This is a genomic window from Cupriavidus sp. FW306-1B-F12B (genome assembly GCF_058781795.1).
This window is the reverse complement of sequence record NZ_JBYSXC010000020.1, coordinates 84,579-105,123: the sequence shown is the minus strand read 5'-3', so window position 1 is coordinate 105,123 and position 20,545 is coordinate 84,579. Positions and strand designations below refer to the sequence as shown.

Genomic DNA, 20,545 nt, shown 5'->3' with positions numbered 1-20,545 from the left:
AAAGGGCCGCCTCGCGGCGGCCCTTTGCGGGTGGCGTCACACCGGCCGGATCATTGCTCCAGCTTGATGTTCTGCACCTTCACAAGATTCTTCATCTTGTCGAATTCCTTCTTGATCTCGGCCGCATGCTGCGCCGGCGTGTTGCCCGACGGCTCGGCGCCGGCGGTGCGCAGGCGCTGCTGGAAGTCCTTGTCCTGCAGGGCCTTGACGGCGGCCTCGTTGAGCTTCTTGATGACGTCGTCAGGCGTGCCGGCCGGCGCCACCAGGCCGTACCAGGCCGGGTCGTTCGGCTCCTTCAGGCCCATTTCGCCGAAGGTCGGCACGTTGGGCATGGATTCCAGGCGCTTGTTCCAGGCCACCACGATCGGGCGCAGCTTGCCGGCCTTGATGTAGGGGATCGAAGAGGGCAGGTTGTCCACCATGATCGGCACCTGGCCGGCCAGCACGTCGTTCAGCGCCGGGCCCGCGCCGCGGTACGGGATATGGACCATGAAGGTCTTGGTCGAGACCTTGAACTGCTCGCCCAGCATGTGGCCGAAGCCGCAGGTGCCCGACGAGGCGTACGAATACTTGCCCGGGTTGGCCTTCAGCACGGCCAGGAACTCCTTGTAGTCCTTGGCCGGGAAGTTCGGGTTCACGGCGATCACGTTGGCGACGTTGGCCAGGTTGGTGATGGGCTTGAAGTCCTTGATCGGGTCGTACGACAGCTTGGGGTTGCAGGCCGGGTTCACGGCCATGGTCGAGACCGTGGAGATGCCGATGGTGTAGCCGTCCGGCGCGGCCTTGGCGATCGCGTCGGCACCGATCGAACCGCCCCCGCCGGCGCGGTTCTCCACCACCACGGGCTGGCCCAGGATGCGGCTCATCTGGTCCGCGGCGCCGCGGCCGACGATGTCGGTGGTGCCGCCGGGTGCGAACGGAATGATCAGTCGGATCGGCTTGGTGGGGTAGCTCTGGGCCTGCGCCGCGGTGGCGGCGGCGGCCAGGGCCAGGGTCAGTGCGAGTTTGCCAGCTTGCATGAGATCATGTCTCCCGTCAGGAAATCCGGGCAGGGTGCCGCCCGGAAGAAAAAAAACCGTCGCAGTGCCACAGGTGGGGCCGTGCGTCGGCAGCGTAATTGTGTCAGCCGCCCAGCAGCCCGCGCTTGACCTCGGCGTCGACCGGGCGCTCGCCCAGGAAGACCCGCAACACGGCCTGGTAGAAGTCTTCGCCGGGGATCGGCCGGCCGCGAGGCGTGCCGTTGATGGCGATGACGGTCCCCGTCTGCGGGGAAAAATCCAGGTTGATCACGTCGCCCTTGTGCGCGGTGCCGATCTCGCCCAGGGTGCGCTCGAACTGTACCAGCCGCGCGGCCAGTTCCTGCATCTGCTGTTCGCTGTGGTTGTTGCGGATGCCCTGGCGGATGGCGCGCACGACGTCCGGCGGTTCGGTCTCGCGCAGCATGCGCAACTGTAGCCGCTTGGCGCCGGGCGTGCCCAGCACCAGGGCCGCGTTGCGGGCCTTCTCCTGCAGGTACAGGGCGGCCACGTAGCCGTTGGCCAGGAAGCCCGCGCGCAGGGCGGTGCCGTTGAGCTGCAGCTCCTTGCCGCCCACGCGCGCCGCATCGTCAAAACGTATCCCCTCAATCTCCACCGAGCGCGCCGGCACCGGTACGGCGCCCGCGGCCGTGGCGGCGCACAGCGCCACCAGCACGGCGGCCAGGCGCAGGCAGCGGCCCGGGTGCAGACCAGGGCGGAAGGGGGCTCGGAGGTGGGTGTCCGGGCGCGGCGGCGCGGACCGGGTGCGGGACAACATGGCGGCAGGCGTACAACTTGGCATGCCATGCTGGCCTAAATCTGGAAAAATACCTATCCGTATCTGCCCTAGTCCGCACATTACGGTTTTTTGCCGTTTTCTACCGCCGCCGCCGCATTCCCGAACGACGGCCCGCAGGGCAGCTGCCGCGTCATGCCACCGCCACTACAACAACGATAAATGTCTTCTGCTCTCCTGCTGGTCCCGGACTTCAGCCTGATCCTCATCGGCTGGCTGCTGGTGCGCTATACCCCGTTCGACCGTGCCTTCTGGGGTGGGGTGGAGCGCCTGGTCTACTTCGTGCTGTTCCCGGCGCTGCTGCTGCAGTCGACCAATACCGCGGTGCTGGATTTCTCGTCGACCTCGGCCATGCTGGGGCTGGCGCTGCTGGTGATGGCCACCGGCATGGCCGGCGGCTACGCCGTCAAATGGGTGTTGCGACCGGACGCGCTGAGCTTTGCCTCGGGCCTGCAGACCGCGTTCCGCTTCAATTCCTATATCGGGCTGGCGCTGGCCTCGCGCCTGGGCGGCTCCGAGGGGCTGGCGCTGATGGCGGTGATCGTCGGCTGCACGGTGCCGCTGTGCAATGTGGCGGCGGTGTGGGCGCTGGCGCGGCACGGCCAGACCGCACTGTGGAAAGAGCTGGCGCGCAACCCGCTGATCCTGGCCACTGCCGGCGGCCTGCTCACCAACCTGATGGGGCTGCATGCGCCCGAGGTGCTGGGCATGACGCTGAACCGGCTGGGCTCGGCCTCGACCGCGCTGGGGCTGATGACGGTGGGTGCCGGGCTGCAGATGAGTGGCGCCACCGGTACCGCCGGCCCGGTGGCCTGGTGGACCGGGGTCAAGCTGCTGGCGATGCCGTGCGTGGCCTGGCTGGTGGGGCGGCACCTGCCGCTGACCGCGCTGCAGTACCAGATCGTGGTGCTGTACGCCTCGCTGCCCACGGCCTCCAGCGCCTATATCCTGGCGGTGCGCATGGGCGGCAACGGGCCGATGGTGGCGGCGACGATTTCGCTGATGACGGTGGCGGCGATCGTGACCACGCCGCTGTGGCTGGCGCTGGTCAGTTAGTCCGGCGGCGGGCCGCCTTGCGCCAGGGCCCAGTCGATATGCTCGCGCACCAGCGGCGTGGCGCTCTCGCGCCGCTCCAGCAGCGCTGCGCGGATGCGCGTAGCCAGGGCCGCGTCTTCGGCGCGCGTGCCCGACAGCGCCGCGCGCAGGCTGTTGCCCAGCCCCACCGCCAGGTTGCGCAGCCAGCGCTCATGGCCGATGCGGCGGATCGGGCTGCCTTCGAGCCGCTGGTTGAATTCCGCTTCGGTCCACTGGAACAGCGCCACCATGTCGGGCGCGTCGAGCCCGTTGCGCACGTCGAAGTCCGGCACCATGGCCACATGCGCGAACTTGTTCCACGGGCAGGCCAGCTGGCAGTCGTCGCAGCCGTAGACGCGGTTGCCCATGGGCGCGCGGAACTCCACCGGAATCGGGCCCTTGTGCTCGATGGTCAGGTAGGAAATGCAGCGGCGCGCGTCCAGCCGGTACGGCGCCACGATGGCGCGCGTGGGGCAGATGTCCAGGCAGCGGTGGCAGTTGCCGCAGTGGCCGGACTCGGGGGCGTCGGCCGGCAGCGGGATGTCGACCAGGATCTCGCCCAGGAAGAACATCGAGCCGCCGTCGCGGTCCAGCAGCAGCGTATGCTTGCCGCGCCAGCCGAGCCCGCCCTGGCTGGCCAGCGCCACTTCCATGACGGGTGCGGAATCGGTAAAGACGCGGTAGCCGAATTTTCCGATTTCGGCCTCGATCCGGCTGGCCAGCTGCTGCAAACGGCTGCGCAGCACCTTGTGATAATCGCGGCCGCGCGCATACAGCGACACCACCGCCGTGGCCGGATCGTCCAGCCGCGCCAGCTCGTGCCGGCGCCAGTCGGTGGCGCCGGCCTGCGCGCCGGCAGCCGGAATGTACGGCATCCGCGCCACGATCGCGCGCACGGTGCCGGGCACCAGTTCGGCCGGCCGGGCGCGCCGCAGGCCGTGGTTCGCCATATAATCCATGTCGCCGTGGTAGCCCTGTGCCAGCCACGCCATCAGCCCCGGCTCGGCATGACTGAGGTCGACATCGGCGATGCGCACCGAGGCAAAGCCCAGTTCCGCGCCCCATGCGCGGATCGACGCGGCCAGTGCCGCAAGTTCCCCGGGGCCCGCGGCCAGGTGGGCGGCGGTGCCGGGAACGGGGGTAGGTGGCGCATCTGCCTGCCCTGGGGCGACTCGGTCGATCATCCCTGAATTGTACGCAATGCCCTTGCTCGAAGAACGCACCCTGACGCTGCCCGACGAAGCCGCCACCGCGCGCCTGGGCGCCGCGCTGGCCGCCGCCGTGCAGGCCATGCCGCCGCGCACGGTGCATGTGCAGCTGTCCGGCGACCTGGGCGCCGGCAAGACCACGCTGACGCGCGCGATCCTGCGCGCGCTCGGCCATGCGGGCAAGGTCCGCAGCCCTACCTACACGCTGTGCGAGCCTTACGAGGTGGCCCGCGCCGACGGCTCGCCGCTGACGGTCTACCACTTCGACCTGTACCGCTTTGCCGATCCCGAAGAGTGGATCGACGCGGGTTTTCGCGACTGCTTCGCCGAACCGGCCTTCAACCTGGTCGAGTGGCCGGAAAAGGCCGGCCGCCTGCTCGGGGAACCGGATCTCCATATGTTGCTCCAATCGGACATGGCCGGGGCGGATGACGCCGGCGAGCGGCGGATCGCGACGATGCGCGCCTATACTCACACTGGACTTACCCTGCTGAACGCATGCTGATCAAGCGACTTGCCACCGACCGCCCCGATGGACCCGACGGCCTGCTGCAGGCGCGCCGCAAATGGATGGCGCAGGCACTGAAGCTGGGCGCGGGCACGGCCGTGCTGACCCTGGCCGGCCCGCAGATCGCGTTTGGCGCCGGCATCGTCGCGGTGCGCGTGTGGCCGGCCGAGGACTACACCCGCGTCACCATCGAATCCGATTCCCCGCTGGCCGCCGTGCACCAGATGATCCGCGACCCCGACCGGCTGGTGGTGGACATCGACGGCCTGGACCTGTCGCCCACGCTGCGCGAGCTGGTGGCCAAGATCACTCCGAACGACCCCTATATCCAGACCGTGCGCGTCGGCCAGAACCGCCCGCGCGTGGTCCGCATGGTGTTCGACCTGAAGGAAAACGTGGCGCCGCAGGTGTTCACGCTGGCGCCGATCGGCAGCTACCGCAACCGCCTGGTGTTCGACCTGTACCCGGTCAATCCGCCCGATCCGCTGTGGAAGCTGGTGCGCGACACCGAGGAAAAGCAGCGCCGCTTCGCCACCTCGGACCCGGCGCCGGGCAACGACGGCATCGCCGGCGCGCCGGCCGGTGCCGAGGAAGACGCGATCGGCGCGCTGGTGCGCCGCTTCGACGAGAAGGGCGAGGTGCCGCCCACCACCGCGCCGCTGCCGCCGCCGGTGGCCTCGGCCCGGCCCAGGCCGTCCGCACCGCCGGTGCCGAGCCCCAATGCCCCGGTGGTGCCGCCGGTCGCACGCGACAACCCTACCGCCGAACGGCCCTTCAAGATGCGCCGCCTGCTGACCGTGGCGATCGACCCCGGCCACGGCGGCGAAGACCCGGGCGCGATCGGCGCCGCCGGCTCGCGCGAGAAGGACGTGGTGCTGCAGATCGCGCACCGCCTGCGCGCCAAGATCGATGCCCAGCCCAATATGCGCGCGATGATGACGCGCGACGCCGACTTTTTCGTGCCGCTGAACGTGCGCGTGCAGAAGGCGCGCCGGGTGCAGGCCGACCTGTTTGTATCGATCCACGCCGATGCCTTCTTGTCGCCCGAGGCGCGCGGCGCGTCGGTGTTCGCGCTGTCCGAACGCGGCGCCTCCAGTACCGCGGCGCGCTGGCTGGCCAACAAGGAAAACGCCTCCGACCTGATCGGCGGCGCCAATATGGGCAACAAGGATGCGCAGGTGGCGCGCGTGCTGCTGGACCTGTCCACCACCGCGCAGATCAATGACAGCCTGCAGGTCGGCAAGGCCGTGCTGGGCGAGATCGGCGGCATCAACAAGCTGCACAAGGGCAGCGTCGAGCAGGCCGGGTTTGCGGTGCTGAAGGCGCCGGATATCCCGTCGATCCTGATCGAGACGGCCTTTATCAGCAATCCGGAAGAAGAGCGCAAGCTCAACGATAACGCGCACCAGGAGCAACTGGCCAATGCGATCCTGAAGGGGATCCGGTCTTACTTCGCGCGCAATCCGCCGCTGTCGAAGAATCCGTCAGTGTGAATCTGGCGGGCACAAAAAAACCGGGGCATGCCCCGGTTTTTTTTCATGGCTGCGTGCCTCAGGCCCGCGCCGCGGCCTGGTCCTCCAGCAAGGCATCGCGGTTGGCATAGCGCGACGCGATCACCGAGCATACGATCAGCTGCAGCTGGTGATAGACCATCAGCGGCAGCACCAGCAGGCCCAGCGCGGGATGGCCGGCGAACAGGATCTTGGCCATCGGGATGCCGTTGGCCAGGCTCTTCTTGGAGCCGCAGAACACCGCCGTGATCTCGTCCTCGACAGAGAAGCCAAGGCGGCGCGCAGTCAGCGTGGTAAAGCCCAGCACCACGAACAGCAGCACCGCGGCGATCAGCATCACTGCGCCGATGGTCTGCCACTGGTACTGGTGCCACAGGCCCTGGGCGGTGGCGTCGCAGAATGAGGAATAGACGATCAGCACGATCACGCCACGGTCGATCTTGTTGGTGATGTGCTTCTTCTTCGCCAGCCAGCTGCCGATCAGCGGACGCAGCAGCTGCCCCAGCGCGAACGGCAGCAGCAGTTGCAGCGCCACCCCGGTGAGCGCCTTGCCCAGCGGCATCGAGGCGCCGCTGGCGCTGATCACCAGCCCCATCAGCAGCGGCGTGACCAGCATGCCGATCAGGCCCGAGATGGTGGCGTTGAAGATCGCTCCGGAAACATTGCCGCGCGCCATCGAGGTCATGGCCACCGACGACGATACCGTCGACGGCAGCGCGCACAGGAAGAACACGCCCAGCAGCAGGTCCGGCGGCAGCGTATTGCGCAGCGACAGCATCAGCAGCACGCCTACCACCGGGAACACCACGTAGGTAAAGGTCTGCACGAAGACATGGAGGCGCCAGTGCTTGGCGCCCGACACCAGCTTGTCGCGCGAGAGCGCCGCGCCGTGCAGGAAGAACACCAGCGCCACGCCCAGGCCGGTCACCACGCCCAGGTGCAGCGGGCCGTCGCCGGCGCCGATTTCAGGGGCGGCCAGCGCAATGGCGATAGCCGTCAACATGACGAGGACGAAGCCGTCGATCAGGTCATAAAGTTTCTTGAGCTTGCGGACAATACGAGACATGACTGCGGGTGGATCCTGCGATGTTAGGGTTTTGCCTAGTATTGGACGCCAGCCAAGTCTAGAATGCAAATTCATTTATAGAATCTATTTATCCGGGCGTTGCATGAATTACACACTGCGCCAGTTGCGCGTCTTCCTGGCCGTGGCCAATACCGGCGGCTTCAGCCGGGCCGCCGATGTGGTCGGCCTGACCCAGCCTGCGGTCAGCCGCGGCGTGGCTGAGCTGGAAGAGGCACTTGGCGTGCGCCTGCTGGACCGCACCACGCGCGAGGTGGTGCTGACCGAGGCCGGCCACGCGCTGGCGCCCGCGCTTGAGCGGCTGCTCGGGCAGCTCGACGACACGCTGGAAGAGACGCGCCAGCTTGGCGAACGCTATCGTGGTCGCGTAGTGATAGCTGGTGCGCCGACGATCTCGGCCCGGCTGATGCCGATGTACGTGGCCGCCTGCGCCGCCCAATACCCCGAGATCCGCCTGACCGTGCGTGACAACGTGCAGGCCGACGGCCTGGAGCAGGTGCGTGCCGGCGCGGTGGACTTTGGCGTGCTGATCGATCCGCTGGTGCGCGACGGGCTGGTGGTGGAGCCGGTGGCGACCGACCCGTTCTGCTTTGTCTGCCGGCGCGACCATCCGCTGGCGCAGTCGGCCTCGGTGCCGTGGTCGGCGCTGCATGGGATGCAGCTGGTGCTGCTGGACTTTGCCTCCGGCAGCCGTCCGCTGATCGACCGCGTGTTCGGCCGGCATGGCGTGGTGCCGCTGGTGGTGCAGGAGCTGGGCCACTCGGCGAGCGTGTTCGGCATGGTCGAGGCCGGCATCGGCGCATCGGTGCTGCCGTCGTTCTCGCTGCCGCTGCCGGCGGCGTCGCCGCTGGTGTGGCGCCCGCTGGTGCCGTGCGAGGAGCGCAGCATCGTCATGGTCCGGCGCGAGGACCGTTCACTGTCGCCGGCCGCGGCGGCGGTGTGGGACCTGGTGCGCCGCCTGACCGTGCGCGCCGAGGCGCCCGCAATGAGCGCCGCGGCCTGACCCGGTCTCACTCTGTCAACGCGCGGTGACCATCACCGCTTCCAGTTCAAAGCTGCCGTCGGCCTGCACGCGATAGTGCTCACGCACTTCCGTCGGCGCCATCTGCCACAGGTGGCGGATGGCCTCCACGGCCACCGGCGCGGTGCGCATGCGCCTGACCCAGCTGTCGAACTCGATGCCGATGCGCCAGATGTCCGATACGGCGATGCCATCGGCGCCAAAGCCCGCCTCCTCGAACATCGACCGCCACCCCGCCGGCGCGTAATCGCGCACGTGCGAGGGATCGCGCAGCAGTTCCACCGATTGCAGCCAGGTATCGCGCAGCGGATCCGGCGCACCGGCAATATCGATCAGCACCACTTTGCCGCCGGGCTTGAGCACGCGTCGGATCTCGGCCAGTGCCGCCGGGACGTCGCGCCAGTGGTGCGCGCTCATGCGCGAGACCACCGCGCAGAAGCTGGCATCGTCGAACGGCAGCTGTTCGGCAGCGCCCTGGCGCGTGCGGATATTGGCCAGCCCGCGCTCGCGCGCCGCGGCCTCGACCACGGCCAGCATGTCCGCCGACAGATCGTAAGCCGTCACTTCGCCCGCAATCGCTGCCGCGGCGAAGCTGGCATGGCCCGCGCCGCAGCCCAGGTCCAGCACGCGGCTGCGCGGGCGGTTGGCTGCGGGGATCAGCGCGGCCAGTTCGTCTTTCAGTTGCTGCAGGTCCGCGCCGCTGGCGTGGACGGCGCTGGTGAGGTAGGCGCTGGCGGTGGCGCCGAACTGGGCGGCGACGAGTTCCTGCTGTTGCATGGTGCTGGGCTCCTTGGGCCACGCCCTAGTCATGGGCGGCCTTCTTGTTGGGGAGGGGACTTGCCCGCGAGGCGGGTTCGGCATACTGTAGGCGGGCAGTTTTCCCGGTACAAGTTACCGATTTATCCTGGTATAAGCGACACCAGCCTGTCATGCCCTTGTCTGCCGATCCCGCCGTTGTCCCGCCTGCATCGCCATCGTCGCGCGAATCCGTGCTGGGCGCTTTCCTGCGTGCGCACCGTGAACGGCTCGCGCCGGCCGATGTCGGGCTCGCACCGGGCCGGCGCCGCCGCACCCCCGGCCTGCGCCGCGAGGAAGTCGCGCAACTGGCGGGCTTGAGCGCGACCTGGGTGACGTGGCTGGAGCAGGGGCGGCCGGTATCGCTGTCGGCACGCGCGCTGGCCAGCCTGGCTGCCGCGCTGCGGCTGTCGCGCGCCGAGCGCGCCTACCTGTTCGAACTGGCGGGCCGCCGCGACCCGCAGCAGGCCGCGGACGAAACCGTGCCGCCGGTGGTGCTGGCCAGCGTGCATGCCATCGGCGGGCCGGCCTACCTGCTCGACCGGCAATGGAACGCGCTGGCCTGGAACGACGCCGCCGCGGACCTTTTTATCGGCTGGCTCGATGCCGCCAGCGCCGAGCGCAACCTGCTGCGCGCGATGTTCCTGTCGCCGGGGCTGATGGCGCTGGTGGAAGACTGGCCGCACCGCGCGGCACGGCTGGTGGCGGAATTCCGCGCGCACAGCATCCGCCATGCGGACGAGGCGCCGACGCGAGCCTTGATCGAGGGGCTGATGGCAGAGAGCGCGGCCTTCCGCGATGCCTGGCTGTCGCAGGACGTGGAAGACCGCGAGGGCGGCCGCCGCGGCTTTCACCATCCGCAGCTGGGCGCGCTGCAGTTCGAGCAGCTGACGCTGGTGCCGGCGGCGGCGCCGGGCTTGATGCTGGTGATGCTGCTGCCCGGCTGAGCGGGCAGCGCCGGGGCTTTACTTGGGCTGCATCCGGATCGCGCCGTCCAGGCGGATCACTTCGCCATTGAGCATGGTGTTCTCGATGATCGAGCGGGCCAGCTTGGCGTACTCCGCCGGGCGGCCAAGGCGCGGCGGGAACGGCACCGTCCTGCCGAGCGCGTCCTGCACTTCCTGCGGCATGCCCAGCAGCATCGGCGTTTCGAAGATACCCGGGGCGATGGTCATGCAGCGCACGCCGTCGCGCGACAGGTCGCGCGCGATCGCCAGCGTCATCGCCACCACGCCGCCCTTGGACGCGGCATAGGCGGCCTGCCCGATCTGGCCGTCAAAGGCCGCCACCGACGCCGTATTGATGATCACGCCGCGCTCGCCTTCGCTGTCGGGGGTGTTTTGCACCATGGCCGCGGCGGCCAGGCGGATCATGTTGAAGGTGCCGACCAGGTTGATGCGGATGGTCTTGTCGAAGGCTTCCAGCGGATGCGGGCCGTTCTTGCCGACGGTCTTGTTGGCGGTGGCGATGCCGGCGCAGTTGACGATGCCCGAGAGCCGGCCCAGTGCCTGGGCGGCGGCCACCACCGCCTGGCCGTCGGCCTCGGAGGTGACGTCGCAGCGGACGAACTGGCCGCCCAGTTCAGTTGCCAGCGCCTGGCCGTCGGCCTCGTTCAGGTCGGCGATCACGACCCTGGCGCCGGCTTCGGCCAGCATGCGGGCGGTGCCTGCACCCAGGCCCGAGGCGCCGCCGGTGACGATGAATACGTTGCCTTGGATTTGCATTTGGGGTTGTCTCCTTGGATTGGGTATTTGTTGCCGTTTACGTAAACGTCAATTCGTTGGCGGTATTTTACGGGGTGGTGGGGGATGTGCAAGGGGTGGGATTGCTAGGCGGGCTCGGAATCAGTCGGCCAAAACAAAAGCGGCCCAAAGGCCGCTTTCACAACACCAGGCAGAGCAGGCGAAAAATTACTTCAACGCTTCGAACACCCGCGCGGTAATGTCATCGACATTGCCCACGCCCAGGATCTTGCGGTACTTCGGCGGCGCCACCTTGGCGGAAGCATCTCCCTTGGCAGCCCAGTCCGAGTAGTAGTCCACCAGCGGACGCGTCTGCTGCGAATAGACATCAAGACGCTTCTTGACCGTCTCTTCCTTGTCATCGTCACGCTGGATCAGCGCCTCGCCGGTCTCGTCGTCCACGCCCTCGGTCTTGGGCGGGTTGTACTTGACGTGGTAGGTGCGGCCCGAGGCCACGTGCACGCGGCGGCCGCTCATGCGCTCGATGATGGCGTCGAACGGCACGTCGATTTCCAGCACGTAGTCGATTGCCACGCCCGCTTCCTTCATTGCCTCGGCCTGCGGAATGGTGCGCGGGAAGCCGTCGAACAGGTAGCCGTTCTTGCAGTCGTCTTCCTTGAGGCGGTCTTTCACCAGGCCGATGATGATGTCGTCCGACACCAGTCCGCCCGCGTCCATGACCTTCTTGGCTTCTACGCCCAGCGGGGTGCCGGCCTTTACCGCGGCGCGCAGCATGTCGCCCGTGGAGATTTGCGGAATGCCGAACTTCTCGCAGATGAACTTGGCTTGCGTGCCTTTGCCGGCGCCGGGCGCGCCCAACAGGATCAAACGCATTTACGGGTCCTCAGAGTTTTTAATCTGGTGTGGCGGGAGATCAGAAGGAGGGTAACGCCGTAACTTGACGCAGGACTTACTGCGGTCCTGATGCGTTCTGACTGCGTTCAGCGCGGGCACTGCTCATGCGTACCCACGCATACGGCCGGCGGCGGCTGCCAGGGGGATGGCGGCGCGGCACACCGGACGGGCTCTATCTTTATCTCCCCACCGAGCCTTGGCCGGCGGCACGCTTGCGCATGCCGGCCGGGCGGCTCTGTATCGGCAAGCATTATGCCATGAGGCGGCGCCAAATCGGCCCGAAATCCGCCCCCTGGTTCAGGTTGCAGCAGTATGAACCTGAGCGGGCAAGCGCCCGCGCGGGTCACTTTCCGGCGTTTTTGTCAGGGCCCTTCCTGGGCCATCGACTGCGCCCACAGCGCGCGCACCCGTTCCAGGTCGGCCGGAGTGTCGACCCCGGGGGCCGGCGCGGCGCTGGTCTGCAGCACCGCAATGCGCTCGCCATGCCACATGGCGCGCAGTTGCTCCAGCGCCTCGGTCTGCTCCAGCGGCGCCGCCGCCAGCGTCGGGAAGCGGCGCAGGAAGCCCGCCCGGTAGGCGTACAGCCCGATATGGCGCAGCACCGGCATGCCGGGCAGCGGCACCTGTGCCAGCGCCGCGGGCACGGCCGGCACGCCCGACCAGGCATCGCGCGCCCACGGGATCGGCGCGCGCGAGAAATACAGGGCGCGGCCGGCGGCGTCGCACACCACCTTGACCACATTGGGATTGAAGACTTCGGCGATGTCCTGCAGCGGATGCGCCGCGGTGGCGATGGCGCAGTCGGCGTGGTGCGCCAGGTGCAGCGCCACCTCGTCGATCAGCGACGGTTCGATCAGCGGCTCGTCGCCCTGCACATTGACCACGATGGCGTCGTCGGCCAGGCCCAGCTGGGCGGCCGCTTCAGACAGGCGGTCGGTGCCGGAAGGGTGGTCGGCGCGGGTCAGCACGGCTTCGATGCCGTGCGTGGCGCAGGCCTGCGCCACCGCGGGCGCATCGGTGGCGACCACGGTGCGCTGCGCCGACGACGCATGCGCGCGTTCGGCCACGCGCACGATCATCGGGCGACCGCCGATATCGGCCAGGGGCTTGTCAGGCAGGCGCGTCGAAGCGAGCCGCGCGGGAATGACGACAGTGAACGCCGGGACGGTCATGGCGCGCACTCAGTTGCCGGAGGCAGGGGCGTCCGGGTTGACCACGCGGCCCGGCACCGACTGGCGGGCCTCGTCGGCCAGCATCACGGGGATGCCGTCGCGGATCGGGTACGCCAGCTTGTCGGCGTGGCAGATCAGCTCCTGCGCGGCGCGGTCGTATTCCAGTTTGCCCTTGCACAGCGGGCAGACCAGGATTTCAAGCAGCCGGTTGTCCATCTCGGTGTTCCTCGTTGCGCCCTGCGGCGCCGGGCGTGGTTGCCGGCGCGGTCGGCGCGGGTTTGATTTGCGCCAGCACGGCGCGGCGGATTTTTTCGATCAGGCCGGCATCGATCACGGGCCTGGTGGGGACGACCCAGATGCGCGGGTCGTCGAAGCGCTCGCATTTTACGGCATCCTTCTCGGTGATCAGGATCACGTCGGCGTCGAGCGCGTCGGGATTGTCAGCGAACGGGTCGGCGACAAAATCATAGTGATCCGGCAGCGGCAGCGTCTTCGGTGTCAGGCCCGCGCCGCGCAGGCTGGCGAAGAAGCGCTCGGGGTTGCCGATGCCGGCCGCGGCCAGCACGCGCCGGCCGGCAAAGGCGCTGACCGGCCGCGCCATGGTGGGGTCGGCCAGCTGCCAGGCATCGTCCAGCTCCAGCCGCATGCCGTACATGCCGGGGCGGTCGGCCGTGGCGCGGAAGTTGGGGTCATTGATCAGGGTCGCGTCGCGCGGGCGCGAAAGCGGCTCGCGCAGCGGGCCGGCCGGCAGCAGCAGGCCGTTGCCGCCCATGCGCGAGTCGAACATCACGATCTCGAAGTCGCGCTGCAGCTTGTAGTGCTGCAGGCCATCGTCGAGCAGCAGCACATTGACGCCCGGGTGCGATACCAGCATGGTCTGCGCGCACAGCGCGCGGTCGGGGAAGACCCAGACCGGCACGTCGGTGGCGCGCGCAATCAGGAGCGGCTCATCGCCTACGTCGGACGCCTTTGATGTCGGCTTCACGCGGCGCGGGTGCTTGAGTTCCACGCCGTAGCCGCGCGACACCACGCCGGGGCGCAGCCCCGCCTCGGTCAGCGCTTGTGCCAGCGCGATCACCGCCGGCGTCTTGCCGGTGCCGCCCACGGTCACGTTGCCGACCACCACCACCGGCATCGGCAGCCGCGTCGACTTGAACCAGCCGCGCTGGTAGCCATGGCGGCGCACCCGCGCGATCAGCCCGAACAGCAGCGAGAACGGCAGCATCACCCACGCGAACCAGCCGCGGCGTTGCCACTGGGCGGTCACGAAGTCGGCAAGGGCATGTCGGGGAACGGGCATGGGCGCGGCGGGCGGTGGAGTCGGTGGTTGGGATGGGATTGTAGTGCGCCCGCGGCTTCGCTCCCTGGGGGCGCGGGCGGCTCAACCATTATGGGCATTGCACAGCGCATGCGGCAAGCCCGCCGGCCGCATGCGCCACGGCGCCCGGGGTCAGCGCGGCTGCGCGCTCTGCGTGGCGAAGGTCAGGCGCGACAGCCCGGCCAGCCGCGCGGCCTCCATCACGTTGATCACGGCCTGGTGGCTGGCCTGCGCGTCGGCATTGACGATCACCACCGGCGGCTGGCCGCCGGCACTGGTGCCCGAGGCGGCGCGCAGCTGGTCGGCCAGGCTGGTGACGTCCTTCTGCTCCATCACCTGCCTGTTGACCGAGTAGACCCCGCGCGACGACACCGACACCACGATCTCCTGCGGCCGCTGCTGGGAGCGCTCGGCGTCGGCGGTGGGCAGCTGGATCTGCAGCTCGGTAAAGCGCGAGTAGGTGGTCGTGATCATCAGGAAGATCAGGATCACGAGCAGCACGTCGATCAGCGGGATCAGGTTGATCTCCGGCTCTTCGCGCCGCTGGCGGGAACGGAAGTGCATGGCGTTCGTTCTGTTCGGCGATCAGGCGCGGCGCTGCGGCAGGATTGCGTCGAGGAACGACGTGGCGCGGAATTCCAGCTCGGCCACGTAGTCATCCACGCGGCGGCGGAAGTAGCGCCAGAAGATCAGTGCCGGGATTGCCACGATCAGGCCGAAGGCGGTGTTGTACAGCGCCACCGAGATGCCGTGTGCCAGCTGTTCAGGGCTGGCGCCGGTGCCGCCCTGGCTGCCGAAGATCTCGATCATGCCGATCACCGTGCCCAGCAGGCCCATCAGCGGCGCCACCGAGGCGATCGTGCCGAGCGCGTTCAGGTAGCGCTCGAGCTCATGCGCGACCACGCGGCCGGCTTCCTCCACCACGTCCTTGGCGGCATCGCGCGAGGTGTGCGGCTGCAGCACCACGTGGCGCAGCCCGGCGGCCAGCACCCGGCCCAGCGGCGAGTTCTGCTCAAGCGTGTTGACCACTTCCGGCGTGGCGCGGCGCTGCTGCGCGGCCGCCAGCGCCTCTTCATAGAGCCTGGCGGGCAGGACCTTGCTGCGCTTGAGGGTAAGAAAACGTTCGACGATCAGCGCCAGCGCGATGACCGAGGCGAGCAACAGCGGCCAGATCGGCCAGCCGGCCGCTTGAATGATGGAAAACAATTGGACCCCCGGGATCGACAACCGAATAACAAAACCCCAAACCACCTGGACGGCATGCCTTGATGCGCGTCTGGCCGCTGGCGGCGCGCGCTCCGGCATTGCTCTGAAAAATCAGGCGCCACTCTAACCTGCGCCCTGTCGCACGGCAAGACGGCACCCGGCGCTGTCTCGGCCACGCATCGCTCGTGCCGGTCCATTTCCACAGCAAAGCGGGACAGTGTTGTGGATCGATTGTGGAAAGCCGCCTGACAAGCGTGCTAACACATTGATCCATAAGGGCAAAGATGTTCCTGCCTAAATTTTGTGCAAATGCCTGCCGCAAGCCCTGCGGCGCATGGTGCACGCCGCCAGGCACCGATTTCCACAACCTGACGAGGCGCGTCGGTGTGCTGGCGCACCGTCCAGTGCGGCTTTCCACACAGCGCCGGGACAGGATTGTGGAGCGCTTGTGGAAAGCTGCCTGAGAGGTCATCTAAGTTATTGATTTATAAGGCAGCACCATGCGTTGCTTAAAAAACAGGCAAACGGGTGTATCAGCGCTGCGCTCGGTCGATGGGGCAGCAGGCAGGACAGAAATCGGGTTTTTCCACATTCCGCAGGGAGAGCATTGTGGACGGCCTGTGGACAAATCCGGGAGAAGCGGGTTAACCCATTGATTTTTATAGCCTCCGAGGGTCCTGCCCAGAAATTGTGCAAATGCAGCATGGACGCTGCGCCGCGGACGACCGGCAATGCTCCGATACGCCACGCGCCGGGTTGGTCGCTTTCCATGGGACCGCAAGCGGGGTTGGGGCCACTTACGCTGGAAAAGTGTGGTTTACGGCCCGTTTTATCCAGAGAAGCTGTGGATAACTTTGTGAACAAGCCTGCCGGGCGCTTTGTAAGTGATTGATGCAAAAGAGAATTGGTTATATTGCCTAATTTTTGTTTTACGCGTAAAGCTCATAAGAATCAAAGGGTTGCACGAACCCATGCGCCTTTCGGGGCAGGCCGCCGGCATCAGCCCTACCCCCTTGACATAGAGGTTATGCTGTGGACATGTCCCATTCACGCCGCTTGCCACCAGTGCGCCATGCCAGACTTGCCGAATTTTTCGCGTGACCCTTCCTCCACCACGCTGCGCAGCGGCCGCGACGTCATCCCTGTCGGTGAGCTGAACCACACAATCGCCAGGCTGCTCGAACGCAGTTTTCCGCTGGCCTGGGTGCGCGGCGAGGTTTCCAATTTCACGCGCGCCGCCAGCGGGCACTGGTATTTCTCGCTCAAGGATGCACGCGCGCAGATCCGCTGCGTGATGTTCCGCGGGCGCAACCAGCATGTCGACTTCCAGCCGCGCGAGGGCGAGGCGGTAGAGGTGCGCGCCGTGGTCACCATGTACGAGGCGCGTGGCGAGGTGCAGCTGGGCGTGGAGGCAATGCGCCGGGCCGGGCTGGGCAACCTGTACGAAGCCTTCCTGCGCCTGAAGGAAAAGCTGGCGCAGGCAGGCCTGTTCGCGCCGGAGCGCAAGCGCCCGGTGCCGGCGCATCCGCGCACCATCGGCGTGGTCACCTCGCTGCAGGCGGCGGCGCTGCGCGATGTGCTGACCACCTTGCGCCGGCGCGCGCCGCATGTGCCGGTGCTGGTCTATCCGGTACCGGTGCAGGGCGCGGGCGCGGCGCAGAAGATCGCCGACATGCTCGATGCGGCCAGCGCGCGGCGCGAGTGCGACGTGCTGATCCTGTGCCGCGGCGGGGGCAGCATCGAAGACCTGTGGTCGTTCAACGAAGAGGTGGTGGCGCAGGCGATTGCGCGCTGCGCGCTGCCGGTCATCTCCGGCGTGGGCCACGAAACCGACTTCACCATCGCCGACTTTGTCGCCGATGTGCGTGCGCCCACGCCGACCGGCGCGGCCGAGCTGGTCAGCCCGGATCGCGCGCACCTGCTGGCACAGGCGATGCGTGCGCGCGACGCGCTCACGCAGTGCATGCGGCGCGGACTGGACCTGCGCGCGCAGCACCTGGACTGGCTGGCGCGGCGCGTGCGCAGCCCGCAGGCGCAGCTGCAGGAGCGGCGCGCGCGCGTCGACAATCTGGCGCGACACTTGCGCTCGGCATTGCGCGACACGGTGGTGTCGCAGCGCCACCGCCAGCAATTGCTGGCGATGCGCTGGAGCGCGTGCCGTCCCGATGCCAGCGCCGCCCACGCCGACGTGGCCCGCCTGTGGCAACGCCTGCAGGCCGCCGCCGTGCGCCAGCACGAGCGCGCCGGCCAGCGCCTGGCGCGCAGCGCCGGCGCGCTCGAGTTGCTGGCGCCGCAGCGCACGCTGGAACGCGGCTATGCGGTGCTGCTGGACCAGCGCGGACGCGCGCTGCGCTCGCCCGCCGAGATCCGCGCCGGCAGCGTGCTCGAAGCGCACCTGGCCGAGGGCGTGGCCGACCTGTCGATTGCCGGCGTGCAGGCCAAGCTGCCGGATTTCTGAGCGCCTGCGCGGCCCGGGAACGCCTCCCATTCGCGATGCCGCGGCGGGCGCGAAACGCTCAGGCAATCCGGGCGAAAATCCCCCCGGAAACCCCTGCCAGGACAAACTAACATCGGAGCAGGGGGCTTTGTCCCGCGGTTTGCGCGGGTCTTGCAAGTCCCCTACAATCGGCAATTCCGGACCCACAACCCCAACCCACAGAGACAGAACAATGGAACACAAGCTCCCCCCGCTCCCGTACGCGCATGATGCCCTGGCTCCGCATATCTCCAAGGAGACGCTGGAGTTCCATCATGACAAGCACCACCAGACCTACGTCACCAACCTGAACAACCTCATCAAGGGCACCGAGTTCGAGAACTCGACCCTGGAAGAGATCGTCAAGAAGTCGTCGGGCGGCATCTTCAACAACGCTGCCCAGGTGTGGAACCACACCTTCTACTGGGATTCGATGAAGCCCAACGGCGGCGGCCAGCCGACCGGCGCGCTGGCTGATGCCATCAACGCCAAGTGGGGCTCGTTCGACAAGTTCAAGGAAGAGTTCACCAAGACCGCCGTGGGCACCTTCGGTTCGGGCTGGGCCTGGCTGGTCAAGAAGGCCGACGGCTCGCTGGACCTGGTGTCCACCTCCAACGCCGCCACCCCGCTGACCACTGACGCCAAGGCGCTGCTGACCTGCGACGTGTGGGAACACGCCTACTACATCGACTACCGCAATGCCCGCCCGAAGTACGTCGAGGCATTCTGGAATGTCGTGAACTGGGACTTCGCCGGCAAGAATTTCGCTGGCTGATCCGCGGATCATGCTTGCAGCAAGAAAGGGCCATCCGGCCCTTTCTTGTTTTTGGGCGCGCATGGGGCGGGATCGGGTTTGAATCTGCCTGCGGGATCGTCCATATTGGTCCGTATCCGGCCGCCGGCATTCGGTGCGCACCCGTGCGCTCCGTGCCATCGTGTACTTCGTATGCCGGCCATTTCCCGCAGCCAGGTGCCCGATGGCCCGATGGAAGGCATGTTCCCCTTGCAGCCCCGCCGGTTCGCGCCGTCCCTGGGCAGCCCTGCCCGTCGCACTCCTGCTGCTCGCCGCCGTCGGCGGCGCCAGCGCGCAGCCGCTGCCTTCCCCGCCGGGCGTGCCGCCCCCGTTCAAGCTGTTGCGCTATGACGAGGACTATCGCTACCTGCGCGATCCGGCCATGCGCACGGGTTTCTGGGATCCGGCCAAGTATGTGCCGCTCGGCAGTCCTGGCTGGTTCGCGAGCTTCGGCGGAGAGATCCGCGAGCGCTTTGAGGACTACTCGGCCAGCAATTTCGGCGTGCCGGGTCCGCGTGGCGATGGCTACCTGATGCACCGCGCGCTGCTGCATGCCGACCTGCATGCCGGTGAATCCCTGCGCGCGTTCGTGCAGCTGGGCAACCAGCTGGCCATGGGCAAGGACGTCACCACGCCGCCCTATGTCGACCAGCTCGATGTGCAGCAGGCATTCGTCGACCTGCGCGTGCCGCTCCCGGCGCCCGCGCAGGACCCGCTGCTGGTGCGCGTGGGCCGGCAGGAAATGGCGTTCGGCGCGCAGCGCCTGGTTTCGATCCGCGATGCCCCCAATGTGCGGCGCGCCTTCGACGGAGTGAGGCTCGGCTCAAGCCTGGGCAGCGCGCGGGTGGATGCCTTCGCCACGCGTCCCGTGCTGCTCAAGGACGGCAGTTTCGACGACCGGCCCAACCAGGCACAGGGCTTCTGGGGTGTCTATGCGACGATGCCGGCGGCTGTCCTGCCGGCAACCTCCGCCGATCTCTACTACCTCGGCTTCGAGAATGACCGCGCGCTGTTCAGCGATGGCAGCGGCGCGGAGCGGCGGCATTCACTCGGCGGCCGCCTGTCCGGCCGTCATGGACGCTGGGACTGGGACTGGGAGGCGCTGTTCCAGTTCGGCAGCCTGGCCTCGCAGCAGATCCGCGCATGGGGCTTCTCGACCGATACCGGGTACACCTTTGCAGCTTCGGCCTGGCACCCGCGCGCAGGCATCAAGGCGACCATGGGCAGCGGTGACCGCAATCCGCACGACGGCACCATCGGCACCTACAACGGCTTGTTTCCCAAGCTGGCCTACTTCAACCAGGCCGGCCTGATCGGCGCCTCCAACGTGCTGGATATCCAGCCGTCGCTGACGCTGATCCCCGCGGCCGGAATCAAGCTGACCTTCGCCTGTGACTTCATCTGGCGGGCAACCACGCACGACGCGGTCTACACCTCGGCGGGCATCCCGGTTCCCGGCACCGCGGGCCGCTCCGGCCAGTACAGCAGCAGCCAGCTCTCCGTGGATGTTGCATGGCAGGCGAGCCGGCATGTGCTGGTCAATGGCGGCGCCGTGTACGTGGACGAGAGCCGCACGCTGAAGTCGGTTGGCGGACACAACACGCGCTTTCTCTACCTGGCGCTCGGCTATACGTTCTGATGCGGCGGGCGCCATGCGGCACATCCACAAGCTATTGAGCGCGACGAGCGGTCATGGGTGCCTGCGGCCGCGCCAGGGAGTGCGCGGCATAGCGCACGGCTTCCGGCGTCCAGCGTCCTATGCCTGGAACGCAGTGGTACAGCCACACCCGCTACCAGGCACGTCCCCAAGTACCTATGCTCAAGCCCGACAGCGTCGGCTTTTGCGGCACTGGCAAGGCGTGGCGCGGGCCCGGTATTCCAATAACAAATCGGTATGGTGACGAAAAGAAAATGCGAATGGACGCTGTGATTCGCCATTTCTAGAATCACCTCACGCTGAATGGTCGCGT

At 67.8% G+C, this 20,545-nt stretch carries 20 protein-coding genes; 8 read left to right on the top strand and 12 right to left on the bottom strand.

Annotation, left to right across the window (positions count from 1 at the left end; translation table 11 throughout):
* Window positions 1-50: 50 nt before the first annotated feature.
* Window positions 51-1,019, bottom strand: a complete 969-nt coding sequence (locus AC3WLE_RS27630) for a tripartite tricarboxylate transporter substrate binding protein BugE (protein WP_013955671.1) — start codon at window positions 1,017-1,019, stop codon at window positions 51-53.
* Between the two features lie 103 nt (window positions 1,020-1,122).
* On the bottom strand, window positions 1,123-1,794 hold the full coding sequence (locus tag AC3WLE_RS27625) for a chalcone isomerase family protein (RefSeq protein WP_492357554.1): 672 nt from the start codon (window positions 1,792-1,794) through the stop codon (window positions 1,123-1,125).
* A gap of 180 nt (window positions 1,795-1,974) precedes the next feature.
* Between AC3WLE_RS27625 and AC3WLE_RS27620 the strand changes: the two genes are divergently transcribed.
* Complete coding sequence (locus AC3WLE_RS27620) at window positions 1,975-2,868, top strand: AEC family transporter (protein ID WP_010812244.1); 894 nt, start codon at window positions 1,975-1,977, stop codon at window positions 2,866-2,868.
* On the opposite strand, the gene queG is transcribed toward AC3WLE_RS27620, so the two are convergent.
* A complete protein-coding gene (gene queG, locus AC3WLE_RS27615) occupies window positions 2,865-4,070 on the bottom strand; it encodes a tRNA epoxyqueuosine(34) reductase QueG (RefSeq protein ID WP_492357555.1) in 1,206 nt (401 codons plus the stop codon). The genes AC3WLE_RS27620 and queG overlap by 4 nt on opposite strands.
* Window positions 4,071-4,086: 16 nt before the next feature.
* Between queG and tsaE the strand changes: the two genes are divergently transcribed.
* Both tsaE and AC3WLE_RS27605 read left to right on the top strand, forming a co-directional pair.
* The gene (gene tsaE / locus AC3WLE_RS27610; protein WP_035826054.1) at window positions 4,087-4,599 is read left to right on the top strand and encodes a tRNA (adenosine(37)-N6)-threonylcarbamoyltransferase complex ATPase subunit type 1 TsaE; all 513 of its coding nucleotides are present in this window, start codon (window positions 4,087-4,089) and stop codon (window positions 4,597-4,599) included.
* A complete protein-coding gene (locus tag AC3WLE_RS27605) occupies window positions 4,593-6,095 on the top strand; it encodes an N-acetylmuramoyl-L-alanine amidase (RefSeq protein ID WP_010812247.1) in 1,503 nt (500 codons plus the stop codon). The genes tsaE and AC3WLE_RS27605 overlap by 7 nt, the downstream gene beginning before the upstream one ends.
* Before the next feature lie 58 nt (window positions 6,096-6,153).
* On the opposite strand, the gene AC3WLE_RS27600 is transcribed toward AC3WLE_RS27605, so the two are convergent.
* On the bottom strand, window positions 6,154-7,179 hold the full coding sequence (locus tag AC3WLE_RS27600; RefSeq protein ID WP_492317611.1) for a bile acid:sodium symporter family protein: 1,026 nt from the start codon (window positions 7,177-7,179) through the stop codon (window positions 6,154-6,156).
* Window positions 7,180-7,282: 103 nt separating this feature from the next.
* Here AC3WLE_RS27600 and AC3WLE_RS27595 point away from each other — a divergent pair, with 103 nt between their 5' ends.
* Window positions 7,283-8,200, top strand: coding sequence for a LysR family transcriptional regulator (locus AC3WLE_RS27595; protein WP_340520069.1), 918 nt, complete (start codon window positions 7,283-7,285; stop codon window positions 8,198-8,200).
* A gap of 15 nt (window positions 8,201-8,215) precedes the next feature.
* Here AC3WLE_RS27595 and AC3WLE_RS27590 read toward each other — a convergent pair whose 3' ends face one another.
* Window positions 8,216-8,995, bottom strand: a complete 780-nt coding sequence (locus tag AC3WLE_RS27590; RefSeq protein ID WP_492357556.1) for a class I SAM-dependent methyltransferase — start codon at window positions 8,993-8,995, stop codon at window positions 8,216-8,218.
* A 152-nt stretch (window positions 8,996-9,147) separates the two neighbouring features.
* Here AC3WLE_RS27590 and AC3WLE_RS27585 point away from each other — a divergent pair, with 152 nt between their 5' ends.
* A complete protein-coding gene (locus AC3WLE_RS27585; protein WP_492357557.1) occupies window positions 9,148-9,960 on the top strand; it encodes an MmyB family transcriptional regulator in 813 nt (270 codons plus the stop codon).
* Window positions 9,961-9,978: 18 nt separating this feature from the next.
* Here AC3WLE_RS27585 and AC3WLE_RS27580 read toward each other — a convergent pair whose 3' ends face one another.
* From AC3WLE_RS27580 to AC3WLE_RS27550, 7 genes are all read right to left on the bottom strand, one after another.
* The gene (locus tag AC3WLE_RS27580; protein WP_492357558.1) at window positions 9,979-10,737 is read right to left on the bottom strand and encodes a 3-hydroxyacyl-CoA dehydrogenase; all 759 of its coding nucleotides are present in this window, start codon (window positions 10,735-10,737) and stop codon (window positions 9,979-9,981) included.
* Window positions 10,738-10,923: 186 nt separating this feature from the next.
* Entirely contained in the window at window positions 10,924-11,589 is a 666-nt protein-coding gene (gene adk, locus AC3WLE_RS27575) for an adenylate kinase (RefSeq protein ID WP_211980755.1), read from the bottom strand.
* 383 nt (window positions 11,590-11,972) lie between these two features.
* Complete coding sequence (kdsB, locus tag AC3WLE_RS27570) at window positions 11,973-12,782, bottom strand: 3-deoxy-manno-octulosonate cytidylyltransferase (protein WP_492356836.1); 810 nt, start codon at window positions 12,780-12,782, stop codon at window positions 11,973-11,975.
* A 9-nt stretch (window positions 12,783-12,791) separates the two neighbouring features.
* Entirely contained in the window at window positions 12,792-12,998 is a 207-nt protein-coding gene (locus AC3WLE_RS27565; protein ID WP_492317607.1) for a Trm112 family protein, read from the bottom strand.
* Window positions 12,979-14,082, bottom strand: coding sequence for a tetraacyldisaccharide 4'-kinase (gene lpxK, locus AC3WLE_RS27560; protein WP_492317606.1), 1,104 nt, complete (start codon window positions 14,080-14,082; stop codon window positions 12,979-12,981). Before lpxK ends, AC3WLE_RS27565 begins: the two co-directional genes overlap by 20 nt.
* Window positions 14,083-14,232: 150 nt before the next feature.
* On the bottom strand, window positions 14,233-14,664 hold the full coding sequence (locus AC3WLE_RS27555; protein WP_492317605.1) for an ExbD/TolR family protein: 432 nt from the start codon (window positions 14,662-14,664) through the stop codon (window positions 14,233-14,235).
* Window positions 14,665-14,685: 21 nt separating this feature from the next.
* Window positions 14,686-15,306, bottom strand: a complete 621-nt coding sequence (locus AC3WLE_RS27550) for a MotA/TolQ/ExbB proton channel family protein (protein WP_035822108.1) — start codon at window positions 15,304-15,306, stop codon at window positions 14,686-14,688.
* Window positions 15,307-16,378: 1,072 nt separating this feature from the next.
* Between AC3WLE_RS27550 and xseA the strand changes: the two genes are divergently transcribed.
* From xseA to AC3WLE_RS27535, 3 genes are all read left to right on the top strand, one after another.
* Window positions 16,379-17,764, top strand: a complete 1,386-nt coding sequence (gene xseA / locus AC3WLE_RS27545; protein ID WP_492356835.1) for an exodeoxyribonuclease VII large subunit — start codon at window positions 16,379-16,381, stop codon at window positions 17,762-17,764.
* A 211-nt stretch (window positions 17,765-17,975) separates the two neighbouring features.
* The gene (gene sodB, locus AC3WLE_RS27540; RefSeq protein WP_010812260.1) at window positions 17,976-18,557 is read left to right on the top strand and encodes a superoxide dismutase [Fe]; all 582 of its coding nucleotides are present in this window, start codon (window positions 17,976-17,978) and stop codon (window positions 18,555-18,557) included.
* Between the two features lie 202 nt (window positions 18,558-18,759).
* On the top strand, window positions 18,760-20,214 hold the full coding sequence (locus AC3WLE_RS27535; protein ID WP_492356834.1) for an alginate export family protein: 1,455 nt from the start codon (window positions 18,760-18,762) through the stop codon (window positions 20,212-20,214).
* Window positions 20,215-20,545 lie beyond the last annotated feature (331 nt).

Excerpts from the sequence above, each read along its gene's own strand:
- AC3WLE_RS27630 (WP_013955671.1), bottom strand. The coding sequence starts at position 1,019 with ATGCAAGCTGGCAAACTCGCACTGACCCTGGCCCTGGCCGCCGCCGCC.
- AC3WLE_RS27625 (WP_492357554.1), bottom strand. The coding sequence starts at position 1,794 with ATGTTGTCCCGCACCCGGTCCGCGCCGCCGCGCCCGGACACCCACCTC.
- AC3WLE_RS27620 (WP_010812244.1), top strand. The coding sequence starts at position 1,975 with ATGTCTTCTGCTCTCCTGCTGGTCCCGGACTTCAGCCTGATCCTCATC.
- queG (WP_492357555.1), bottom strand. The coding sequence starts at position 4,070 with ATGATCGACCGAGTCGCCCCAGGGCAGGCAGATGCGCCACCTACCCCC.
- tsaE (WP_035826054.1), top strand. The coding sequence starts at position 4,087 with ATGCCCTTGCTCGAAGAACGCACCCTGACGCTGCCCGACGAAGCCGCC.
- AC3WLE_RS27605 (WP_010812247.1), top strand. The coding sequence starts at position 4,593 with ATGCTGATCAAGCGACTTGCCACCGACCGCCCCGATGGACCCGACGGC.
- AC3WLE_RS27600 (WP_492317611.1), bottom strand. The coding sequence starts at position 7,179 with ATGTCTCGTATTGTCCGCAAGCTCAAGAAACTTTATGACCTGATCGAC.
- AC3WLE_RS27595 (WP_340520069.1), top strand. The coding sequence starts at position 7,283 with ATGAATTACACACTGCGCCAGTTGCGCGTCTTCCTGGCCGTGGCCAAT.
- AC3WLE_RS27590 (WP_492357556.1), bottom strand. The coding sequence starts at position 8,995 with ATGCAACAGCAGGAACTCGTCGCCGCCCAGTTCGGCGCCACCGCCAGC.
- AC3WLE_RS27585 (WP_492357557.1), top strand. The coding sequence starts at position 9,148 with ATGCCCTTGTCTGCCGATCCCGCCGTTGTCCCGCCTGCATCGCCATCG.
- AC3WLE_RS27580 (WP_492357558.1), bottom strand. The coding sequence starts at position 10,737 with ATGCAAATCCAAGGCAACGTATTCATCGTCACCGGCGGCGCCTCGGGC.
- adk (WP_211980755.1), bottom strand. The coding sequence starts at position 11,589 with ATGCGTTTGATCCTGTTGGGCGCGCCCGGCGCCGGCAAAGGCACGCAA.
- kdsB (WP_492356836.1), bottom strand. The coding sequence starts at position 12,782 with ATGACCGTCCCGGCGTTCACTGTCGTCATTCCCGCGCGGCTCGCTTCG.
- AC3WLE_RS27565 (WP_492317607.1), bottom strand. The coding sequence starts at position 12,998 with ATGGACAACCGGCTGCTTGAAATCCTGGTCTGCCCGCTGTGCAAGGGC.
- lpxK (WP_492317606.1), bottom strand. The coding sequence starts at position 14,082 with ATGCCCGTTCCCCGACATGCCCTTGCCGACTTCGTGACCGCCCAGTGG.
- AC3WLE_RS27555 (WP_492317605.1), bottom strand. The coding sequence starts at position 14,664 with ATGCACTTCCGTTCCCGCCAGCGGCGCGAAGAGCCGGAGATCAACCTG.
- xseA (WP_492356835.1), top strand. The coding sequence starts at position 16,379 with ATGCCAGACTTGCCGAATTTTTCGCGTGACCCTTCCTCCACCACGCTG.
- sodB (WP_010812260.1), top strand. The coding sequence starts at position 17,976 with ATGGAACACAAGCTCCCCCCGCTCCCGTACGCGCATGATGCCCTGGCT.
- AC3WLE_RS27535 (WP_492356834.1), top strand. The coding sequence starts at position 18,760 with ATGGCCCGATGGAAGGCATGTTCCCCTTGCAGCCCCGCCGGTTCGCGC.